Below are 15,367 nucleotides of genomic sequence, written 5' to 3' on the forward strand. Positions count from 1 at the left end.
TCCGTCGCTCCCACATTGGGTATTGGTGCACATCCAGTGCGGTGTAGCTTAGCTAATCCAATCTACGAAACATTGCAGATTAACTGTGGGAGCGGGCTTGCTCGCGAAAGGGCCATAACATTCAACATTGATGTTGACTGACACTCCGCTTTCGCGAGCAAGCCCGCTCCCACAGGGGGTATTTGGTGCTGCAGCTGTACAGTTTCAGCTTAACCCTATCTCTTTCCAGATCCGCAACACCTGCCGCCGTTCGTCCGCGAACTGGTCGCCCGGTATCACCCTGGGATCCTTCTGTAAGGCCTGCCGGTGCGCGGCGGAGCGGTAGGCTTTATAGGCCTCACGCAACAGGCTGGCGTCCTCGACGGGCATCAGCCCGGCCTTTTCCAACTCTTCCAGAATGCGGATGTTGTCGGTCCAGCGCAGCAATGACGGGTGCTGTTCGGACCACGCCAAGGCCGCGTATTGCACCATAAATTCAATATCGACGATACCTCCGGCGTCCTGCTTGAGATCGAACGGCGCCGTGGCCTCAAAGGCATTTGCCCCGGTGCCGGCGGCGGTGCTCTTGCTGCCGAGGTTATCGCGCATCTTGGCACGCATCTCGCTGACCTCCTGACGCAAGGTCGGCAAATCCCGGGCCTTGCCCAAAATCGCCGCGCGCACCTTCTCGAACGCCTGGCCGACATCCTGACTGCCCACCAGCACCCGCGCCCGCACCAGCGCTTGATGCTCCCAGGTCCAGGCTTCGTTTTCCTGATAACGGGCAAACGCCCCCAGGGAACTCACCAGCAACCCGGACGCCCCGGACGGGCGCAGACGCATGTCCACTTCATACAACTGACCGGAGTTGGTCTGGGCCGTAAGCAAGTGAATGATCCGCTGCCCCAACCGGGTAAAGAACTGCGCGCCGTCAATGGGTTTCGCCCCGTCGGTTTCCGCCTGCGGATCACCGTCGTGGATAAACACCAGGTCCAGGTCCGAACCATGCCCCAATTCCAGACCGCCGACCTTTCCATAACCGACAATCACGAAGCCGGGATCGCACAACGTCCCGTCGGTACGCAGCGGCGTGCCGTATTTGGCCACCGTCTGGCGCCAGGCCAGGGCCATCACTTGTTCAAGGATCGCCTCGGCGAGCCAGGTCAGGTAATCGCTGACTTTCATCAACGGCAGGCTGCCGGAGATTTCCGACGCCGCCACCCGCAAGCGGTGGGCCAGTTTGAAATGGCGCAGGGCCTCCATTTGCTGTTCGAGGTCGTCCTCAGGAATTCGCGTCAGGCGCTCGCGCAACTCGGCGGCCAGTTCCGGCGCCAGCGGCGGCTTGAACAGTCGGCCTTCGTTGAGCAATTCATCGAGCAACAGCGGGAAGCGAGTGATCTGCTCGGCAATCCACGGGCTCGCCGCGCATAAGGTCAGCAAGCGACGCAAGGCGCCGGGGTTTTCTGTCAGCAACACTAAATAAGCTGAACGACGGGCCACGGCTTCAACCAGTGGCAGCACCCGTTCCAACACCAGATCCGGATTGGCGTGCTCCACAGCCTGGGCCAGCAACCGCGGAATAAAAGCATCGAGGCGTTCGCGCCCCAAGCGTTGCATGGCTCGCAACTGCGGACTGCCACGCAGGCTGGCCAGGGTTTTCAGCGCCTTGGAAGCATCGGCAAAGCCACCCTGCTCCAACTGCCGACAAGCGGCCTCTTCGTCCTGAGACTCTTCCCACAACGGCAGCCATTCACCACCAACCACCACTTCGGCCTCAGTGCCTTCCTCTTCGTCGGGATCGGCAATCACCTGAGCGAAGTGCCAGGCCACCCGACCGCGCCAATACATCAGCCGCTCATGGAACGCGGCCCAATCAGCAAAGCCGAGCATGAAGGCAATTCGCGCCTGATCCTGCGCGCCATCCGGCAGCATCTGGGTCTGGCGGTCGGCAATCGCCTGGATCGCGTGCTCGGTGTAACGCAGGAATTCGTAGCCGTTGCGCAACTCGCTGATCACCGGCTCTGGCAGGTAACCCTGGCCTTCCAGCGTGCTCAGTACTTTTAATAGTGGACGTTGTTGCAGACTCAGATCGCGACCGCCGTGGATCAACTGGAACGCCTGGGCGATGAACTCGACTTCACGAATGCCGCCAGAGCCGAGCTTGATGTTGTCGGCCATGCCCTTGCGCCGGACTTCCTGCTGGATCAGCTGCTTCATGGTGCGCAGTGCTTCGATAGCGGAAAAGTCCAGGTAACGGCGATAAACGAAGGGACGCAGCATTTCTTGCAGTTGCGCACCAGCCACTTGATCGCCGGCCACCACCCGCGACTTGATCATCGCGTAACGTTCCCAGTCGCGCCCCTGATCCTGGTAATACTGTTCCAGCGCGTTGAAGCTCAAGACCAGCGCACCGGCCGAACCATAAGGACGCAGGCGCATGTCGACGCGGAATACAAAACCGTCGACAGTCATCGGGTCCAGGGCCTTGATCAGGCGCTGGCCCAGGCGGATGAAAAATTCCTGGTTATCCAGCGAGCGCTTCACGCCGACGGTTTCGCCGCCCTCGGGGTAGGCGAAAATCAGGTCGATGTCCGACGACAGGTTCAGTTCCACCGCGCCGAGCTTGCCCATGCCGAGGATGACCATTTGCTGCGGCTCGCCGCTGCGCCGGCCGGTGGGCACGCCGAATTGCTGGCAATGGCGCGAGTACAACCACTGGTAGGCCTGATCAATGCTGGCATCGGCCATGTCCGAGAGGTCGCGGCAGGTCTGGACCAGATCGGCCTGGCGCGTCAGGTCGCGCCAGATGATCCGCACTTGCTGACGGGTGCGCTGGCGACGCAGGGCGCGGCCGAGTTCGTCTTCGGTTTCAGCTGCGTTCACCGCAGCGGCGATCTGGCCACACAACTCGCCGGGTGCAAAGCCGCGATCAAGCTCACCGGACTGCACCAGCCCCAGCAACATCAAAGGGTCACGAACGCTCTGTTCAATCACGAAGTCGCTGGCGGCGCTGACCCGGGCGAATTGCGCCCAGCGTTCCGGCGTCCAGGCAGACAGGCCATGCTCGTCTTCTAATAAGGCCACCGCCGCACGGAACGACTGCTCGGCACGGGTGACCAACGGCTGGAGAATGGCGGGCAGTTCGGCAAGCGAAGGCAGGGTCATGGTCTATCCTTGATCGGCGTGTGAAGGGCTGCATGTAGTGAATTTTGAAAACACGCTACGTGACCGACTGTCGAACAAAGGTTAGAAATAGCTGAAATTTCTTTTATTTTGGCAGCCAACATCAAGCTTTCACCTTTTCTGGTTGGCAAAAGACCAACCTTAACGATTATTCTCACAACGCAGCCGGAGGCCACAAGCCATTCATCTGTAGTTTTACTACTCGTCTATACATTCGAAAGGCTGAAATGCCCGTTGATTTGTAGTAAAACTACACGCCGCCGGAACAACCTCTCGGCAATCCAAGAATTTATATCGTCTGCCCACAAGGCCAGTCGCAAACTCAGGCAACCGATTCTGGAAGCCTTTCCGCCCTGGAGCAAGCCATGCAAGACCTCGATCCCGTCGAAACCCAGGAATGGCTGGACGCCCTGGAATCGGTTCTCGACAAAGAAGGCGAAGACCGCGCTCACTATCTGATGACCCGTATGGGCGAATTGGCGACCCGCAGCGGTTCGCAATTGCCTTACGCCATCACCACGCCATACCGCAACACCATTCCTGTTACCCACGAAGCACGCATGCCTGGCGACCTGTTCATGGAACGCCGCATTCGCTCGTTGGTACGCTGGAACGCGATGGCCATGGTGATGCGTACGAACCTGAAAGATTCGGACCTGGGCGGTCACATCTCCAGCTTCGCCTCCAGCGCCACCCTGTATGACATCGGCTTCAACTACTTCTTCCAGGCCCCGACCGACGAACACGGCGGCGACCTGATCTACTTCCAGGGTCACACCTCGCCAGGCGTTTACGCCCGTGCGTTCATGGAAGGTCGCATCACCGAAGACCAAATGAACAACTTCCGTCAGGAAGTCGATGGTCACGGTCTGTCGTCCTATCCGCACCCGTGGCTGATGCCTGATTTCTGGCAGTTCCCGACCGTATCCATGGGTCTGGGCCCAATCCAGGCGATCTACCAGGCGCGCTTCATGAAGTACCTGGAAGCCCGTGGCTTCATCCCTGAAGGCAAGCAAAAAGTCTGGTGCTTCCTGGGCGACGGCGAGTGCGACGAACCAGAATCCCTGGGCGCCATTTCGCTGGCTGGCCGCGAGAAGCTCGACAACCTGATCTTCGTCATCAACTGCAACCTGCAGCGCCTCGACGGCCCGGTTCGCGGCAACGGCAAGATCATCCAGGAACTCGAAGGCGTGTTCCGTGGTGCTCAGTGGAACGTGACCAAAGTCATCTGGGGCCGTTTCTGGGACCCACTGCTGGCCAAAGACGTCGACGGTATCCTGCAACGTCGCATGGACGAAGTCATCGACGGCGAGTACCAGAACTACAAAGCCAAAGACGGCGCGTTCGTGCGTGAACACTTCTTCAACTCGCCAGAACTCAAGGCGATGGTTGCTGATCTGTCCGACGACGAGATCTGGAAACTCAACCGTGGCGGCCACGACCCGTACAAGGTCTACGCGGCGTACCACGAAGCGGTCAACCACAAAGAACAACCAACCGTTATCCTGGCCAAGACCATCAAGGGTTATGGCACCGGTGCCGGCGAAGCGAAGAACACCGCGCACAACACCAAGAAAGTTGATGTTGAAAGCCTGAAGCTGTTCCGCGATCGTTTCGACATCCCGGTACGCGACGAAGAACTGGAAAACCTGCCGTTCTTCAAGCCAGAGCCAAACAGCGCCGAAGCCCGTTACCTGAGCGAGCGCCGCACTGCACTGGGCGGTTTCGTGCCTCAGCGTCGTGCGCAGAGCATCAGCGTTCCGACCCCGTCCCTCGACACCCTCAAGGCGATCCTTGACGGCTCGGGCGACCGTGAAATTTCCACCACCATGGCCTTCGTGCGGATCCTCGCGCAACTGGTCAAGGACAAGGAAATCGGCCCGCGCATCGTTCCGATCATCCCGGACGAAGCCCGTACCTTCGGTATGGAAGGCATGTTCCGTCAGTTGGGCATCTACTCGTCCGTCGGCCAGCTCTACGAGCCAGTCGATAAAGACCAGGTGATGTTCTACCGCGAAGACAAGAAGGGCCAGATCCTCGAAGAAGGCATCAACGAAGCGGGCGCCATGAGCTCCTTCATCGCTGCCGGTACTTCGTACTCCAGCCACAACCAGCCAATGCTGCCGTTCTACATCTTCTACTCGATGTTCGGCTTCCAGCGTATCGGCGACCTCGCCTGGGCCGCTGGCGACAGCCGTACCCGTGGTTTCCTGATCGGCGGCACCGCCGGCCGGACCACGCTGAACGGCGAAGGCCTGCAACACGAAGATGGTCACAGCCACATCCTGGCCGGCACCATCCCGAACTGCCGCACCTTTGATCCAACCTACGGCTATGAGCTGGCGGTGATCATCCAGGACGGCATGAAGAAGATGACCGAAGAGCAGCAGGACGTTTTCTACTACATCACCGTGATGAACGAGTCCTACCAGCAGCCAGCCATGCCGGCCGGTGTCGAGGAAGGCATCATCAAGGGCATGTACCTGCTCGAGGAAGACACCCGCGAAGCGGCGCACCACGTTCAGCTGATGGGCTCCGGCACCATCCTGCGTGAAGTCCGTGAAGCGGCGAAGATCCTGCGCGAAGAGTTCAACATCGGCGCTGACGTGTGGAGCGTTACCAGCTTCAACGAACTGCGTCGCGATGGCCTGGCCGTAGAACGCACCAACCGTCTGCACCCTGGCCAGAAGCCTAAGCTGAGCTACGTCGAAGAATGCCTGAACGGCCGTAAAGGTCCGGTCATCGCCTCTACCGACTACATGAAGCTGTTCGCCGAACAAATTCGTCAGTGGGTCCCGTCCAAGGAATTCAAAGTCCTGGGCACCGACGGTTTCGGTCGCAGTGACAGCCGTAAAAAGCTGCGTCACTTCTTCGAAGTCGACCGTCAATTCGTGGTGTTGGCAGCCCTGGAAGCCTTGGCTGACCGTGGTGATATCGAACCTAAGGTGGTGGCCGAGGCTATCGTCAAGTTCGGGATCAACCCGGAAAAACTCAACCCACTGGACTGCTGAGGAGACAATCTGTGAGCGAACTCATTCGAGTACCTGACATCGGCAGCGGTGAAGGTGAAGTAATCGAACTATTTGTGAAGGTCGGCGACCGTATCGAAGCCGACCAGAGCATCCTGACGCTTGAGTCGGACAAGGCGAGCATGGAGATTCCTGCTCCCAAGGCCGGCGTCGTCAAAAGCCTGAAAGTGAAAATCGGCGATCGCCTGAAAGAAGGCGACGAACTGCTGGAGCTGGAAGTCGAAGGTGCCGCTGCTGCGGCCCCTGCGCCTGCCGCTGCTGCACCGCCCGCTAAAGCTGAAGCGGCACCGGCGGCTGCACCTGCCGCCGCTGCACCTGCTCCAGCCGCCGCGCCTGCTGCTGCAACCACTCAGCAGATCCACGTGCCGGATATCGGTTCGTCGGGCAAGGCCCAGATCATCGAGATCCAGGTCAAGGTCGGCGACACTGTTGCCGCTGATCAGTCGCTGATCACCCTGGAATCCGACAAGGCAAGCATGGAAATTCCATCGCCTGCTGCTGGCGTGGTCGAAAGCATCAGCGTCAAGTTGAACGACGAAGTCGGCACCGGCGACCTGATCCTGGCGTTGAAAGTGGCGGGTGCTGCGGCCCCTGCTGCTGCCGCGCCGGCCCAGGCTGCTGCACCTGCCGCCGCCGCTGCTCCAGCTCCAGCGCCAGCCGCTGCGGCTGCACCGGTTGCCGACACTGTTCAGGACATTCACGTCCCGGACATCGGCTCGTCGGGCAAGGCCAAGATCATCGAAGTACTGGTCAAGGCTGGCGACACCGTCACCGCCGACCAGTCGCTGATCACCCTGGAATCCGACAAGGCAAGCATGGAAATTCCATCGCCTGCCGCTGGCGTGGTGGAAAGCGTTTCCATCAAGCTGGATGACGAAGTCGGTACTGGCGACCTGATCCTGAAGCTGAAAGTCAAAGGCGTTGCGCCGGCCGCTGCTCCAGCACCTGCCGCCGCAGCCCCGAGCGCTCCTGCTCCAGCCGCTGCCGCACCGGCTCCAGCTGCACCCGCCGCTGCTCCAGCCAAGCCAGGCGCCAAGGTTCACGCCGGCCCGGCCGTTCGCCAACTGGCCCGTGAATTCGGCGTCGAGCTGAGCGCGGTCAGCCCAAGCGGCCCGCACGGTCGTGTGCTCAAAGAAGACGTGCAGGTTTACGTCAAAGCCATGATGCAGAAGGCCAAGGAAGCACCGGCCGCTGGTGGCGCAACCGGCGGCGCGGGCATCCCGCCGATCCCGGTCGTGGACTTCAGCCGCTTCGGCGAAACCGAAGAAGTGCCGATGACTCGCCTGATGCAAATCGGCGCGTCGAGCCTGCACCGCAGCTGGTTGAACATTCCGCACGTGACTCAGTTCGATTCGGCTGATATCACCGACCTGGAAGCGTTCCGCATCGCTCAGAAAGCCGTTGCTGAGAAGGCCGGCGTCAAGCTGACCATCCTGCCACTGCTGCTCAAGTCGTGCGCGCACCTGCTCAAGGAACTGCCGGACTTCAACAGTTCGCTGGCACCAAGCGGCAAAGCGATCATCCGCAAGAAGTACGTGAACATCGGCTTCGCGGTCGACACCCCGGATGGCCTGCTGGTACCGGTCATCAAGAACGTCGACCAGAAGAGCCTTCTGCAGCTTGCGGCTGAGGCGGCTGTGCTGGCTGCCAAAGCCCGCGACAAAAAGCTTACCGCTGACGACATGCAAGGCGCCTGCTTCACCATTTCCAGCCTCGGCCACATTGGCGGCACCGGCTTCACGCCGATCGTCAACGCGCCGGAAGTGGCGATCCTTGGTGTTTCCAAGGCAACCATTCAGCCAGTCTGGGACGGCAAAGCCTTCCAGCCGAAACTGATGCTGCCGCTGTCGCTGTCCTACGATCACCGTGTGATCAACGGCGCCGCTGCTGCACGCTTCACCAAGCGTCTGAGCGACCTGCTGGCGGACATCCGCACCATCCTGCTGTAACACCGACGGCCCTCCTTCACTGGAGGGCCTGTCGCGTTCCACGTTTTCCGAGCGCCACGCTCGTACCTCAACCCCGCCAATTTGGCGGGGCTTTTTTTGCCTGGCAGAAAATGCCTGCCACCTTCCTACAACTGCGGCTTACTTCGCCTACAACTTGAGTCCACTTCGGCTCGATATTTTTTTCGCACCAATAACTAGGCTTAGTTCCATAAAGTTCAGCCTGAACTTTGACACTTTCAAAAACTTAGTTAGCGCTACTTCGAATGGATTCGAATATGTTCAAACCGACTGTCGGCCCGATTATTGGCCACACTACAACTAATCACGTGCGAATTCTCCTGCGTGGCGATACGCAAAATGACGCGTTGGTATTTGCCGGTATCCGTTATCGACGCGTGGGCGATGAACGCTGGGCAAAAGGCGTGTTTACCAAACTGTCGCTTTTGCGAGACATGTCCGATGTCATTGCGTTAAATCATCTGAACGAAGATACCGAGTACGAATACCAAGCGGGTTGGTTCAGCCCTATGAGCCCGGTGCATACCGTAGAAACTGTGCAGGAACTGCCATTGCAATGGCCACGGGAGATTTATCGTTTTCGCACCCGTTCCAGCAAAGCCACGCGGCCCCGCGCCTACATCGTCGGGTCGTGTCGTTATTTGCGCATGACCGCGGGCATCGCGTCGGCCCCGCATCTGGGCGACCGGATCTTCGCGTCGATCACACAACTGGCGAAACAGGCCGTCCCGCCGATCAGCGCCATGCTGATGACCGGCGACCAGATCTACGTCGATGACTTGAACCGCATTGCTCCCGACCGGGAATATAAGGAGATACTCAGTAAGTATCGCGCGGCTTTTTCGCAGCCCAACATCAGCAAGTTGATGTCTGGCACGCCAACTTACATGATCCTCGACGACCATGAGATCGAAGACAACTGGCCGGCCAATAAAGGTAAAGGCGACGATTACTTGTATAAAAATGCCATCGCAGCCTATGAACTCTATCAAGCCAGCCACAGCCCGGCGCATGAACTACTGACCGACGGGCAAATAAGTCGCCAAGCGGAACAGTATTGGTATCAGTTTACCGAAGGCGATATTGAATGGTTTGTCACCGATAGCCGGACCCGACGCAATCTGTCCCCTGATGATCGACGCATCCTCGACGACGAACAGGAGCAGGCGCTACTCAAATGGCTGATCCATAGCCCGGCGCGGGTCAAATTCGTGGTGACCAGCGTGATGTTCTACCCCGACCGCAAAAACCTCGGCGACGACGCCTGGAAAGCCTTCCCGGAACAACGCCTGCGGCTGCTGGAGACAATTCGTACACAGCGCATCCACAACGTCTTCTTTGTTTCCGGCGATGTCCACGGCTCCCTTACCAGTCGTTTGACCCACAGTGAAGATCCGGACTTTGAGGTTCACACCATCGTCTCTTCGCCGCTGTGCAACAGCAAGTTGCTGCCGTATGCCAGCGCATCGACGTTCATTCTTGATCAACCACTGGCACGGACGGCGGCCGGGGAGTATCGGCACGAACTGACCAGCAGGGTCGTGAGCCAGGATAATTTTGCGCATTTGGTGGTGGAGGCTGAGCAGGTTCGCGTCAATTACCACGATCGGGATGGCAAGCTGTTGCAGTCGGTTGGCATTCCATTGCGGTAAACCGCAGCCACTGTGGCGAGCGAGCTTGCTCGCGCCGGGCTGCGTAGCGGCCCCAATATTTTGTGAGCGCTGCGCACTCAAGCGCGAGCAAGCTCGCTCGCCACAGGACCGCGTTCCATTCGCAAAACCATCAATTTCAGCCGTGCGCTGGAGAAATCCTCCCTCCTGCCGACATATTCTTATAGCACTTGGCCTTCATGTCTCTTGTCAGTCGGTGCCGCAATGATGCAACCTTGCCGCAGGCAACAGTAAAGAGGGCGAGAGCCCGGCGCGATCAGCATATTCGAAGCGAGTTTCCCTCCATGAAAAGCCAACCCGATGCCGCCAGCCGTATGGTGGCCGAGGTAGTGACGCAGTTGCCTGTGCCCTCGCGGCTCGGCATGCTGCGTTTCGAACGGCTGAATGAAGCAAGCTGGGCGCTATTGTTTCTTGATCCCAATTGCGAGCGACAGTTCGGCCTGCCGGCGGTGGAGCTTTGTGCGCTGGTCGGTTCGCCTTACGCCAGCCTGATGGAGCCCGAAGCGCGCTATCAACTGCATGACACGATCCAGCTGCAACTCACCGACAGCCCGCATTACCTGATCCGCTACACACTGCACACCGCCGCCGGCACCTTGAGCCTGCTGGAATTGGGCGAAGCCTACAAACAACACAATAGACACCTGCTGCGCGGCTACTTGCTGGTAGTGGATGGCCTGTTCGAGGGCGAGCCGCTGTTGCCGGCCCTGGACCTGGAAACCCAGAACTCACGCCTGCAAATCGCCCTGGAACTCAACCAGCGTGCCCAGCAGGAACAACTGCAGCATCTGGACCGGGTGCGTGCCCAGCAAGACCTGATCCTGCTGCTGACCCGCCAGCGCTACAGCACCGGCAACTCCCTGCAAGAAGCCGCCGAACTGATCACCCGCTGCGCCTGCGACATCTACGAAATCGACTGCGCCAGCCTGTGGAACCTTGAAGGCTCGACTCTGGTGCCGATCTCGGCTTATCACCGGGCCACTCAGGAATACCTGATGCCGGAGCCGATCGACGCCAGCAGTTTCCCCGATTACCTCGACGCCTTACACACCAGCCGCGCCATCGATGCCCACAACGCCATCCGCGACCCGCGCACCCGGGACATGGCCGAAAGCCTGCGCCCGCGGGACGTCAACGCCATGCTCGACGCCAGTATCCGCGTCGATGGCCAAGTGGTCGGCGTGTTGTGCCTGGAACAGACCGGTGCGACCCGCGCCTGGCAGTCCGATGAAATCGCCTTCGCCGGCGAGCTGGCGGATCAGTTCGCCCAAGTCATCAACAACCACAACCGCCGCACCGCGACCAGCGCCCTGCACCTGTTCCAGCGTGCAGTGGAACAAAGTGCCAACGCCTTTTTGCTGGTCAATTGCGACGGCGTGGTCGAGTACGTCAACCCGAGCTTCACCGCGATCACCCAGTACAGCACCGAAGAAGTCCACGGCCAGCGGCTGTCGGAACTGCCGGCGCTGGAAAACCTCAGTGAACTGCTGTTCGACGCGCCCTCGGCACTGGCCAAGAGCAATAGCTGGCAAGGCGAGTTCAAGAGTCGCCGCAAAAACCTCGAACCCTACTGGGGCCAGTTGTCGATCTCCAAGGTCTACGGCGACAACCGCGAGCTGACGCATTACATCGGCATCTACGAAGACATCACCCAGACCAAGCTCGCGCAGCAGCGTATCGAGCGCCTGGCCTACACCGACAACCTGACCAACCTCGGCAACCGCCCAGCGTTTATCCGCAACCTGGACGAACGCTTCGCCCGAGACAGCGATACCCCGATCAGCCTGTTGCTGGTGGACATCGACAACTTCAAGCGAATCAACGACAGTCTCGGCCACCAGACCGGCGACAAACTGCTGATCAGCCTGGCCCGACGCCTGCGTAATAGCCTGAGCCCGAGCGGCAGCCTGGCACGTTTCGCCAGTAATGAATTCGCCGTGCTGCTGGACAACACCGACCTCTCGGCCGGCCAGCAGGTCGCCAACCAATTGCTGGCGACCCTCGACAAACCGATGTTCGTCGACAACCAGTTAATCAGCGTCACCGGCTCCGTGGGCCTGGCCTGCGCGCCGCTGCACGGCCGCGACCCGCAGACACTGATGCGCAACGCCGGTCTGGCGCTGCACAAGGCCAAGGCCAACGGCAAGCATCAGGTCCAGGTCTTCACCGAAGCGCTCAACGCCGAAGCCAGCTACAAACTGTTCGTCGAGAACAACCTGCGCCGAGCCCTCACCCAGAATGAACTGGATGTGTTTTACCAGCCCAAGCTGTGCCTGCGCAGCGGTCGCCTGCTGGGAATGGAAGCGTTGCTGCGCTGGAATCATCCGGAAAAAGGCATGATCCGCCCGGACCAGTTCATCAGCGTCGCCGAAGAGACCGGCCTGATTATTCCGATCGGCAAGTGGATCGCCCGTCAGGCCTGCCGCATGAGCAAGGAACTGACCGCCGCTGGCCTGGGCAATCTGCAAGTGGCGATCAACCTGTCGCCCAAGCAGTTTTCCGACCCGGACCTGGTGGCGTCCATTGCCAGCATCCTCAAGGAAGAAGCGCTGCCGGCGAACCTGCTGGAGCTGGAATTGACCGAAGGCCTGCTGCTGGAGGCCACCGAAGATACCCACTTGCAACTCGACCAGCTCAAACGCCTGGGTCTGACCCTGGCCATGGACGACTTCGGCACCGGTTACTCGTCGCTCAGCTACCTGAAAAAATTCCCGATCGACATCATCAAGATTGATCGAAGCTTCATCCACGAAATCCCGGACAACCAGGACGACATGGAAATCACCTCCGCGGTGATCGCCATGGCCCACAACCTGAAACTCAAGGTCGTGGCTGAAGGCATCGAGACCGCCGAGCAGTTGGCGTTCCTGCGCCGCCACCGTTGCGACGTCGGCCAGGGCTACCTGTTCGACCGCCCTATCCCGGGTTCCGAGCTGATTGAAAAGCTCAAACGCTACCCGCGCGGCCCGATTGCCTGACAGCCCTTTTCAGTTAATACACAAAACCCTGTGGGAGCGGGCTTGCTCGCGAATAGGCCGTCACATTCAACATCAATGTCGACTGAAACGCCGCCTTCGCGAGCAAGCCCGCTCCCACATGGGTAGTGCGTAACTGGCCGGCATTGGGCAAACTGCGTGTCTGACAATTTACATTCAACCTGACTGAGGGGACTGAAGATGGTCTTGCGCTCGGAAATTCTGGTGAACAAAAACGTGCTCCCGACTAAAGAACAAGCTCTGCCCGGCCGCGAAACCCCGATGAACCTGCCGGAAAAACACTTCGTCCACGACGCCCCGCTGCTAGGCCCGTTCGCCATGGACGTGGATTTCGCGATCTTCGGCCTGGGCTGTTTCTGGGGCGCGGAACGCAAGTTCTGGCAGCGCGAAGGCGTGGTCAGCACGGTGGTGGGTTACGCCGGCGGCTTTACGCCGAACCCGACCTATGAAGAAGTCTGCTCCGGCCTGACTGGCCACAGCGAAGTGGTGCTGGTGGTCTACGAGCCGGCAAAAGTCAGCTACGAAGAGCTGCTGAAGATGTTCTGGGAACTGCACAACCCAACCCAGGGCATGCGCCAGGGTAATGACATCGGCACCCAATACCGCTCGGTGATCTACGCCACCAACCCGACTCAACTGGCAGCCGCCAAGCACAGCGAGCAAGTGTTCCAGGCCGAGTTGACCAAGGCTGGCAAAGGCACCATCACCACCGAAATCGAAGAAGCCCCGACGGTCTACTTTGCCGAGGCCTATCACCAGCAGTACCTGGCGAAAAACCCTGAAGGGTATTGCGGGATTGGCGGTACAGGCGTGGTTTGCCCGATTTAACGTCGTAAAGCAAAAGATCGCAGCCTTCGGCAGCTCCTACAGGGTTTTGTGTACACCCGTAGGAGCTGCCGAAGGCTGCGATCTTTTGATCTTGCCTATCGATTGACCTTATTCGGCAATCAACCAATCCATCTGCCACCCACCCTGGGTCTGCCCAAGCTTCTTGGACAACCATGGCAGCAACTCACGCAATTCTTCTTCCAGGCCCCACGGCGGATTCGCAATCGCCAACCCCGAACCGTTCAGGCTGTTTGGCGTATCCAGCGGATGCACCAACAACTCCACGCGCAACAACTTCGGCGCGCCCGTGCCGGCCAGGTCCTGATAGAAACGTCGCAGCATGCGCTGGTCCTTCACCGGGTACCAGATCGCCGCCACTGTCTGACGCATCCGCCCAATCGCCTCTTTCAACGACGCCGCACAACGCTGCATCTCATCGAGTTGCTCGAACGGTGGATCAATCAACATCACCGCGCGCTTCTCCTGCACCGGCAACATCGCCCGAGGCACATGCCAGCCTTCGCCCAGGTGAACCTTCACCCGACGATCACCGGCCATGTTGTCCTTGAGCAACACGCCGTCTTCAGGGTGCTTCTCGTTGAGCATCACCCGATCCTGCGGCCGCGTCAGGCGTCGCGCCAGTTCCGGCGACCCCGGGTAATAGCGCAACTGGCCATCCGGGTTCATGTCGTGCAGCACCTTCATGTAATCGGCGGTCAACTCCGGCAGATCCGGCTGATCCCACAACCGCGCGATCCCTTCCAGATACTCACCGGTACGGCTCGCCTGATCACCCTGCAGGTCATACAGACCAATACCGGCGTGAGTGTCGAGATAGGCAAACGGCTGCTCCTTGCGCGACATCAGGGCGATGAGGCGGGTCAAAGTCAGGTGTTTGAACACATCGGCGTGATTGCCGGCATGGAAGGCGTGACGATAATTCATGATTGCTCCTGCGAAGGCCGGGAAGTTTACCTTGTACCGAGCCTAACGTCAGGGGTTGGTGGCTGAGCGGCAACTCCAGACAACCACACGCCCCCGCAGGAGCTGCCGAAGGCTGCGATCTTTTGATCTTGCCCTTGTGGCGAGGGAGCTTGCTCCCGCTGGGCTGCGAAGCAGCCCCAAAATACCCGCGGCCACCACAACCCCTGTGGCGAGGGGGCTTGCCCCCGTTGGGCTGCGAAGCAGCCCCAAAACCAGCACCCCGGACTTGTCAGGTACACCACACCACTTGCTTTGACGACTGCTACGCAGCCGCCCGGGGGCAAGCCCCCTCGCCACAAAAGCTACCCGATGCTACTCCGGCGACCGAGCCCGCAACCGCTTCCCAAGCACATCCAGCACATCACACCCATCGCGCAACGGAATGGCACAGAGCAAGGCAAAGTCACTGAGAATCATCGAATCACACTCAATCGAGCCGCGCATGGACAGGTTCTCAAGCACCTGGGTAACGGCACGGATTCGATAGCCGGCAGCGTCACACAAAACATCGAGCGGGGCGTGGGTGTCGACGAATAAGGTGGGCATTTCACTGCAATTGCTGGTGAGTGCCATGTAGCGGTTATCGGGATGGGGGACTGGTTTTTCGTAGGGTGGATCGGGGTGAAGGGTTTTCATTTTTCAAGTTCCAAAGGCTATAAATTGGAACTGCCATTAGCCTTCCTACAGGCTTAGGGTGGCAGCTATGCGCGGGGTAGGAATATCGAGGCCTT

At 59.6% G+C, this 15,367-nt stretch carries 8 protein-coding genes; 5 read left to right on the forward strand and 3 right to left on the reverse strand.

Annotated features, from left to right (window positions below):
• Positions 1 to 204 precede the first annotated feature (204 nt).
• Complete coding sequence (gene glnE, locus ACWIKB_RS10405; protein ID WP_475266604.1) at positions 205 to 3,144, reverse strand: bifunctional [glutamate--ammonia ligase]-adenylyl-L-tyrosine phosphorylase/[glutamate--ammonia-ligase] adenylyltransferase; 2,940 nt, start codon at positions 3,142 to 3,144, stop codon at positions 205 to 207.
• A gap of 383 nt (positions 3,145 to 3,527) precedes the next feature.
• On the opposite strand from glnE, the gene aceE reads away from it, so the two are divergent.
• From aceE to msrA, 5 genes are all read left to right on the forward strand, one after another.
• Positions 3,528 to 6,173 carry a pyruvate dehydrogenase (acetyl-transferring), homodimeric type gene (gene aceE / locus ACWIKB_RS10410; RefSeq protein ID WP_475266606.1) on the forward strand — a complete coding sequence of 882 codons (2,646 nt, stop codon included), beginning with the start codon at positions 3,528 to 3,530 and terminating at the stop codon, positions 6,171 to 6,173.
• A gap of 11 nt (positions 6,174 to 6,184) precedes the next feature.
• Positions 6,185 to 8,140, forward strand: a complete 1,956-nt coding sequence (gene aceF / locus ACWIKB_RS10415) for a dihydrolipoyllysine-residue acetyltransferase (RefSeq protein ID WP_475266607.1) — start codon at positions 6,185 to 6,187, stop codon at positions 8,138 to 8,140.
• Positions 8,141 to 8,415: 275 nt separating this feature from the next.
• Positions 8,416 to 9,810 (forward strand): alkaline phosphatase D family protein, encoded by a 1,395-nt coding sequence (locus ACWIKB_RS10420; RefSeq protein WP_475266609.1) that lies wholly within the window; start codon positions 8,416 to 8,418, stop codon positions 9,808 to 9,810.
• A gap of 302 nt (positions 9,811 to 10,112) precedes the next feature.
• Positions 10,113 to 12,806 carry a sensor domain-containing phosphodiesterase gene (locus ACWIKB_RS10425; RefSeq protein WP_475266611.1) on the forward strand — a complete coding sequence of 898 codons (2,694 nt, stop codon included), beginning with the start codon at positions 10,113 to 10,115 and terminating at the stop codon, positions 12,804 to 12,806.
• A 198-nt stretch (positions 12,807 to 13,004) separates the two neighbouring features.
• Entirely contained in the window at positions 13,005 to 13,652 is a 648-nt protein-coding gene (msrA, locus tag ACWIKB_RS10430) for a peptide-methionine (S)-S-oxide reductase MsrA (protein ID WP_475266612.1), read from the forward strand.
• A gap of 108 nt (positions 13,653 to 13,760) precedes the next feature.
• Here the strand turns inward: msrA and ACWIKB_RS10435 are convergent, their stop codons facing one another.
• Positions 13,761 to 14,597 carry a 23S rRNA (adenine(2030)-N(6))-methyltransferase RlmJ gene (locus tag ACWIKB_RS10435; protein WP_008025084.1) on the reverse strand — a complete coding sequence of 279 codons (837 nt, stop codon included), beginning with the start codon at positions 14,595 to 14,597 and terminating at the stop codon, positions 13,761 to 13,763.
• 351 nt (positions 14,598 to 14,948) lie between these two features.
• On the reverse strand, positions 14,949 to 15,272 hold the full coding sequence (locus ACWIKB_RS10440) for a hypothetical protein (protein ID WP_054053232.1): 324 nt from the start codon (positions 15,270 to 15,272) through the stop codon (positions 14,949 to 14,951).
• Between the last annotated feature and the right edge of the window lie 95 nt (positions 15,273 to 15,367).

The sequence above is a fragment of the Pseudomonas sp. 5Vm1k genome (assembly GCF_056161485.1).

What these genes read in the sequence shown, in the direction of transcription:
- ACWIKB_RS10420 (WP_475266609.1), top strand. Translation starts at nt 8,416, where the DNA reads ATGTTCAAACCGACTGTCGGCCCGATTATTGGCCACACTACAACTAAT.
- glnE (WP_475266604.1), bottom strand. Translation starts at nt 3,144, where the DNA reads ATGACCCTGCCTTCGCTTGCCGAACTGCCCGCCATTCTCCAGCCGTTG.
- ACWIKB_RS10425 (WP_475266611.1), top strand. Translation starts at nt 10,113, where the DNA reads ATGAAAAGCCAACCCGATGCCGCCAGCCGTATGGTGGCCGAGGTAGTG.
- msrA (WP_475266612.1), top strand. Translation starts at nt 13,005, where the DNA reads ATGGTCTTGCGCTCGGAAATTCTGGTGAACAAAAACGTGCTCCCGACT.
- ACWIKB_RS10440 (WP_054053232.1), bottom strand. Translation starts at nt 15,272, where the DNA reads ATGAAAACCCTTCACCCCGATCCACCCTACGAAAAACCAGTCCCCCAT.
- ACWIKB_RS10435 (WP_008025084.1), bottom strand. Translation starts at nt 14,597, where the DNA reads ATGAATTATCGTCACGCCTTCCATGCCGGCAATCACGCCGATGTGTTC.
- aceE (WP_475266606.1), top strand. Translation starts at nt 3,528, where the DNA reads ATGCAAGACCTCGATCCCGTCGAAACCCAGGAATGGCTGGACGCCCTG.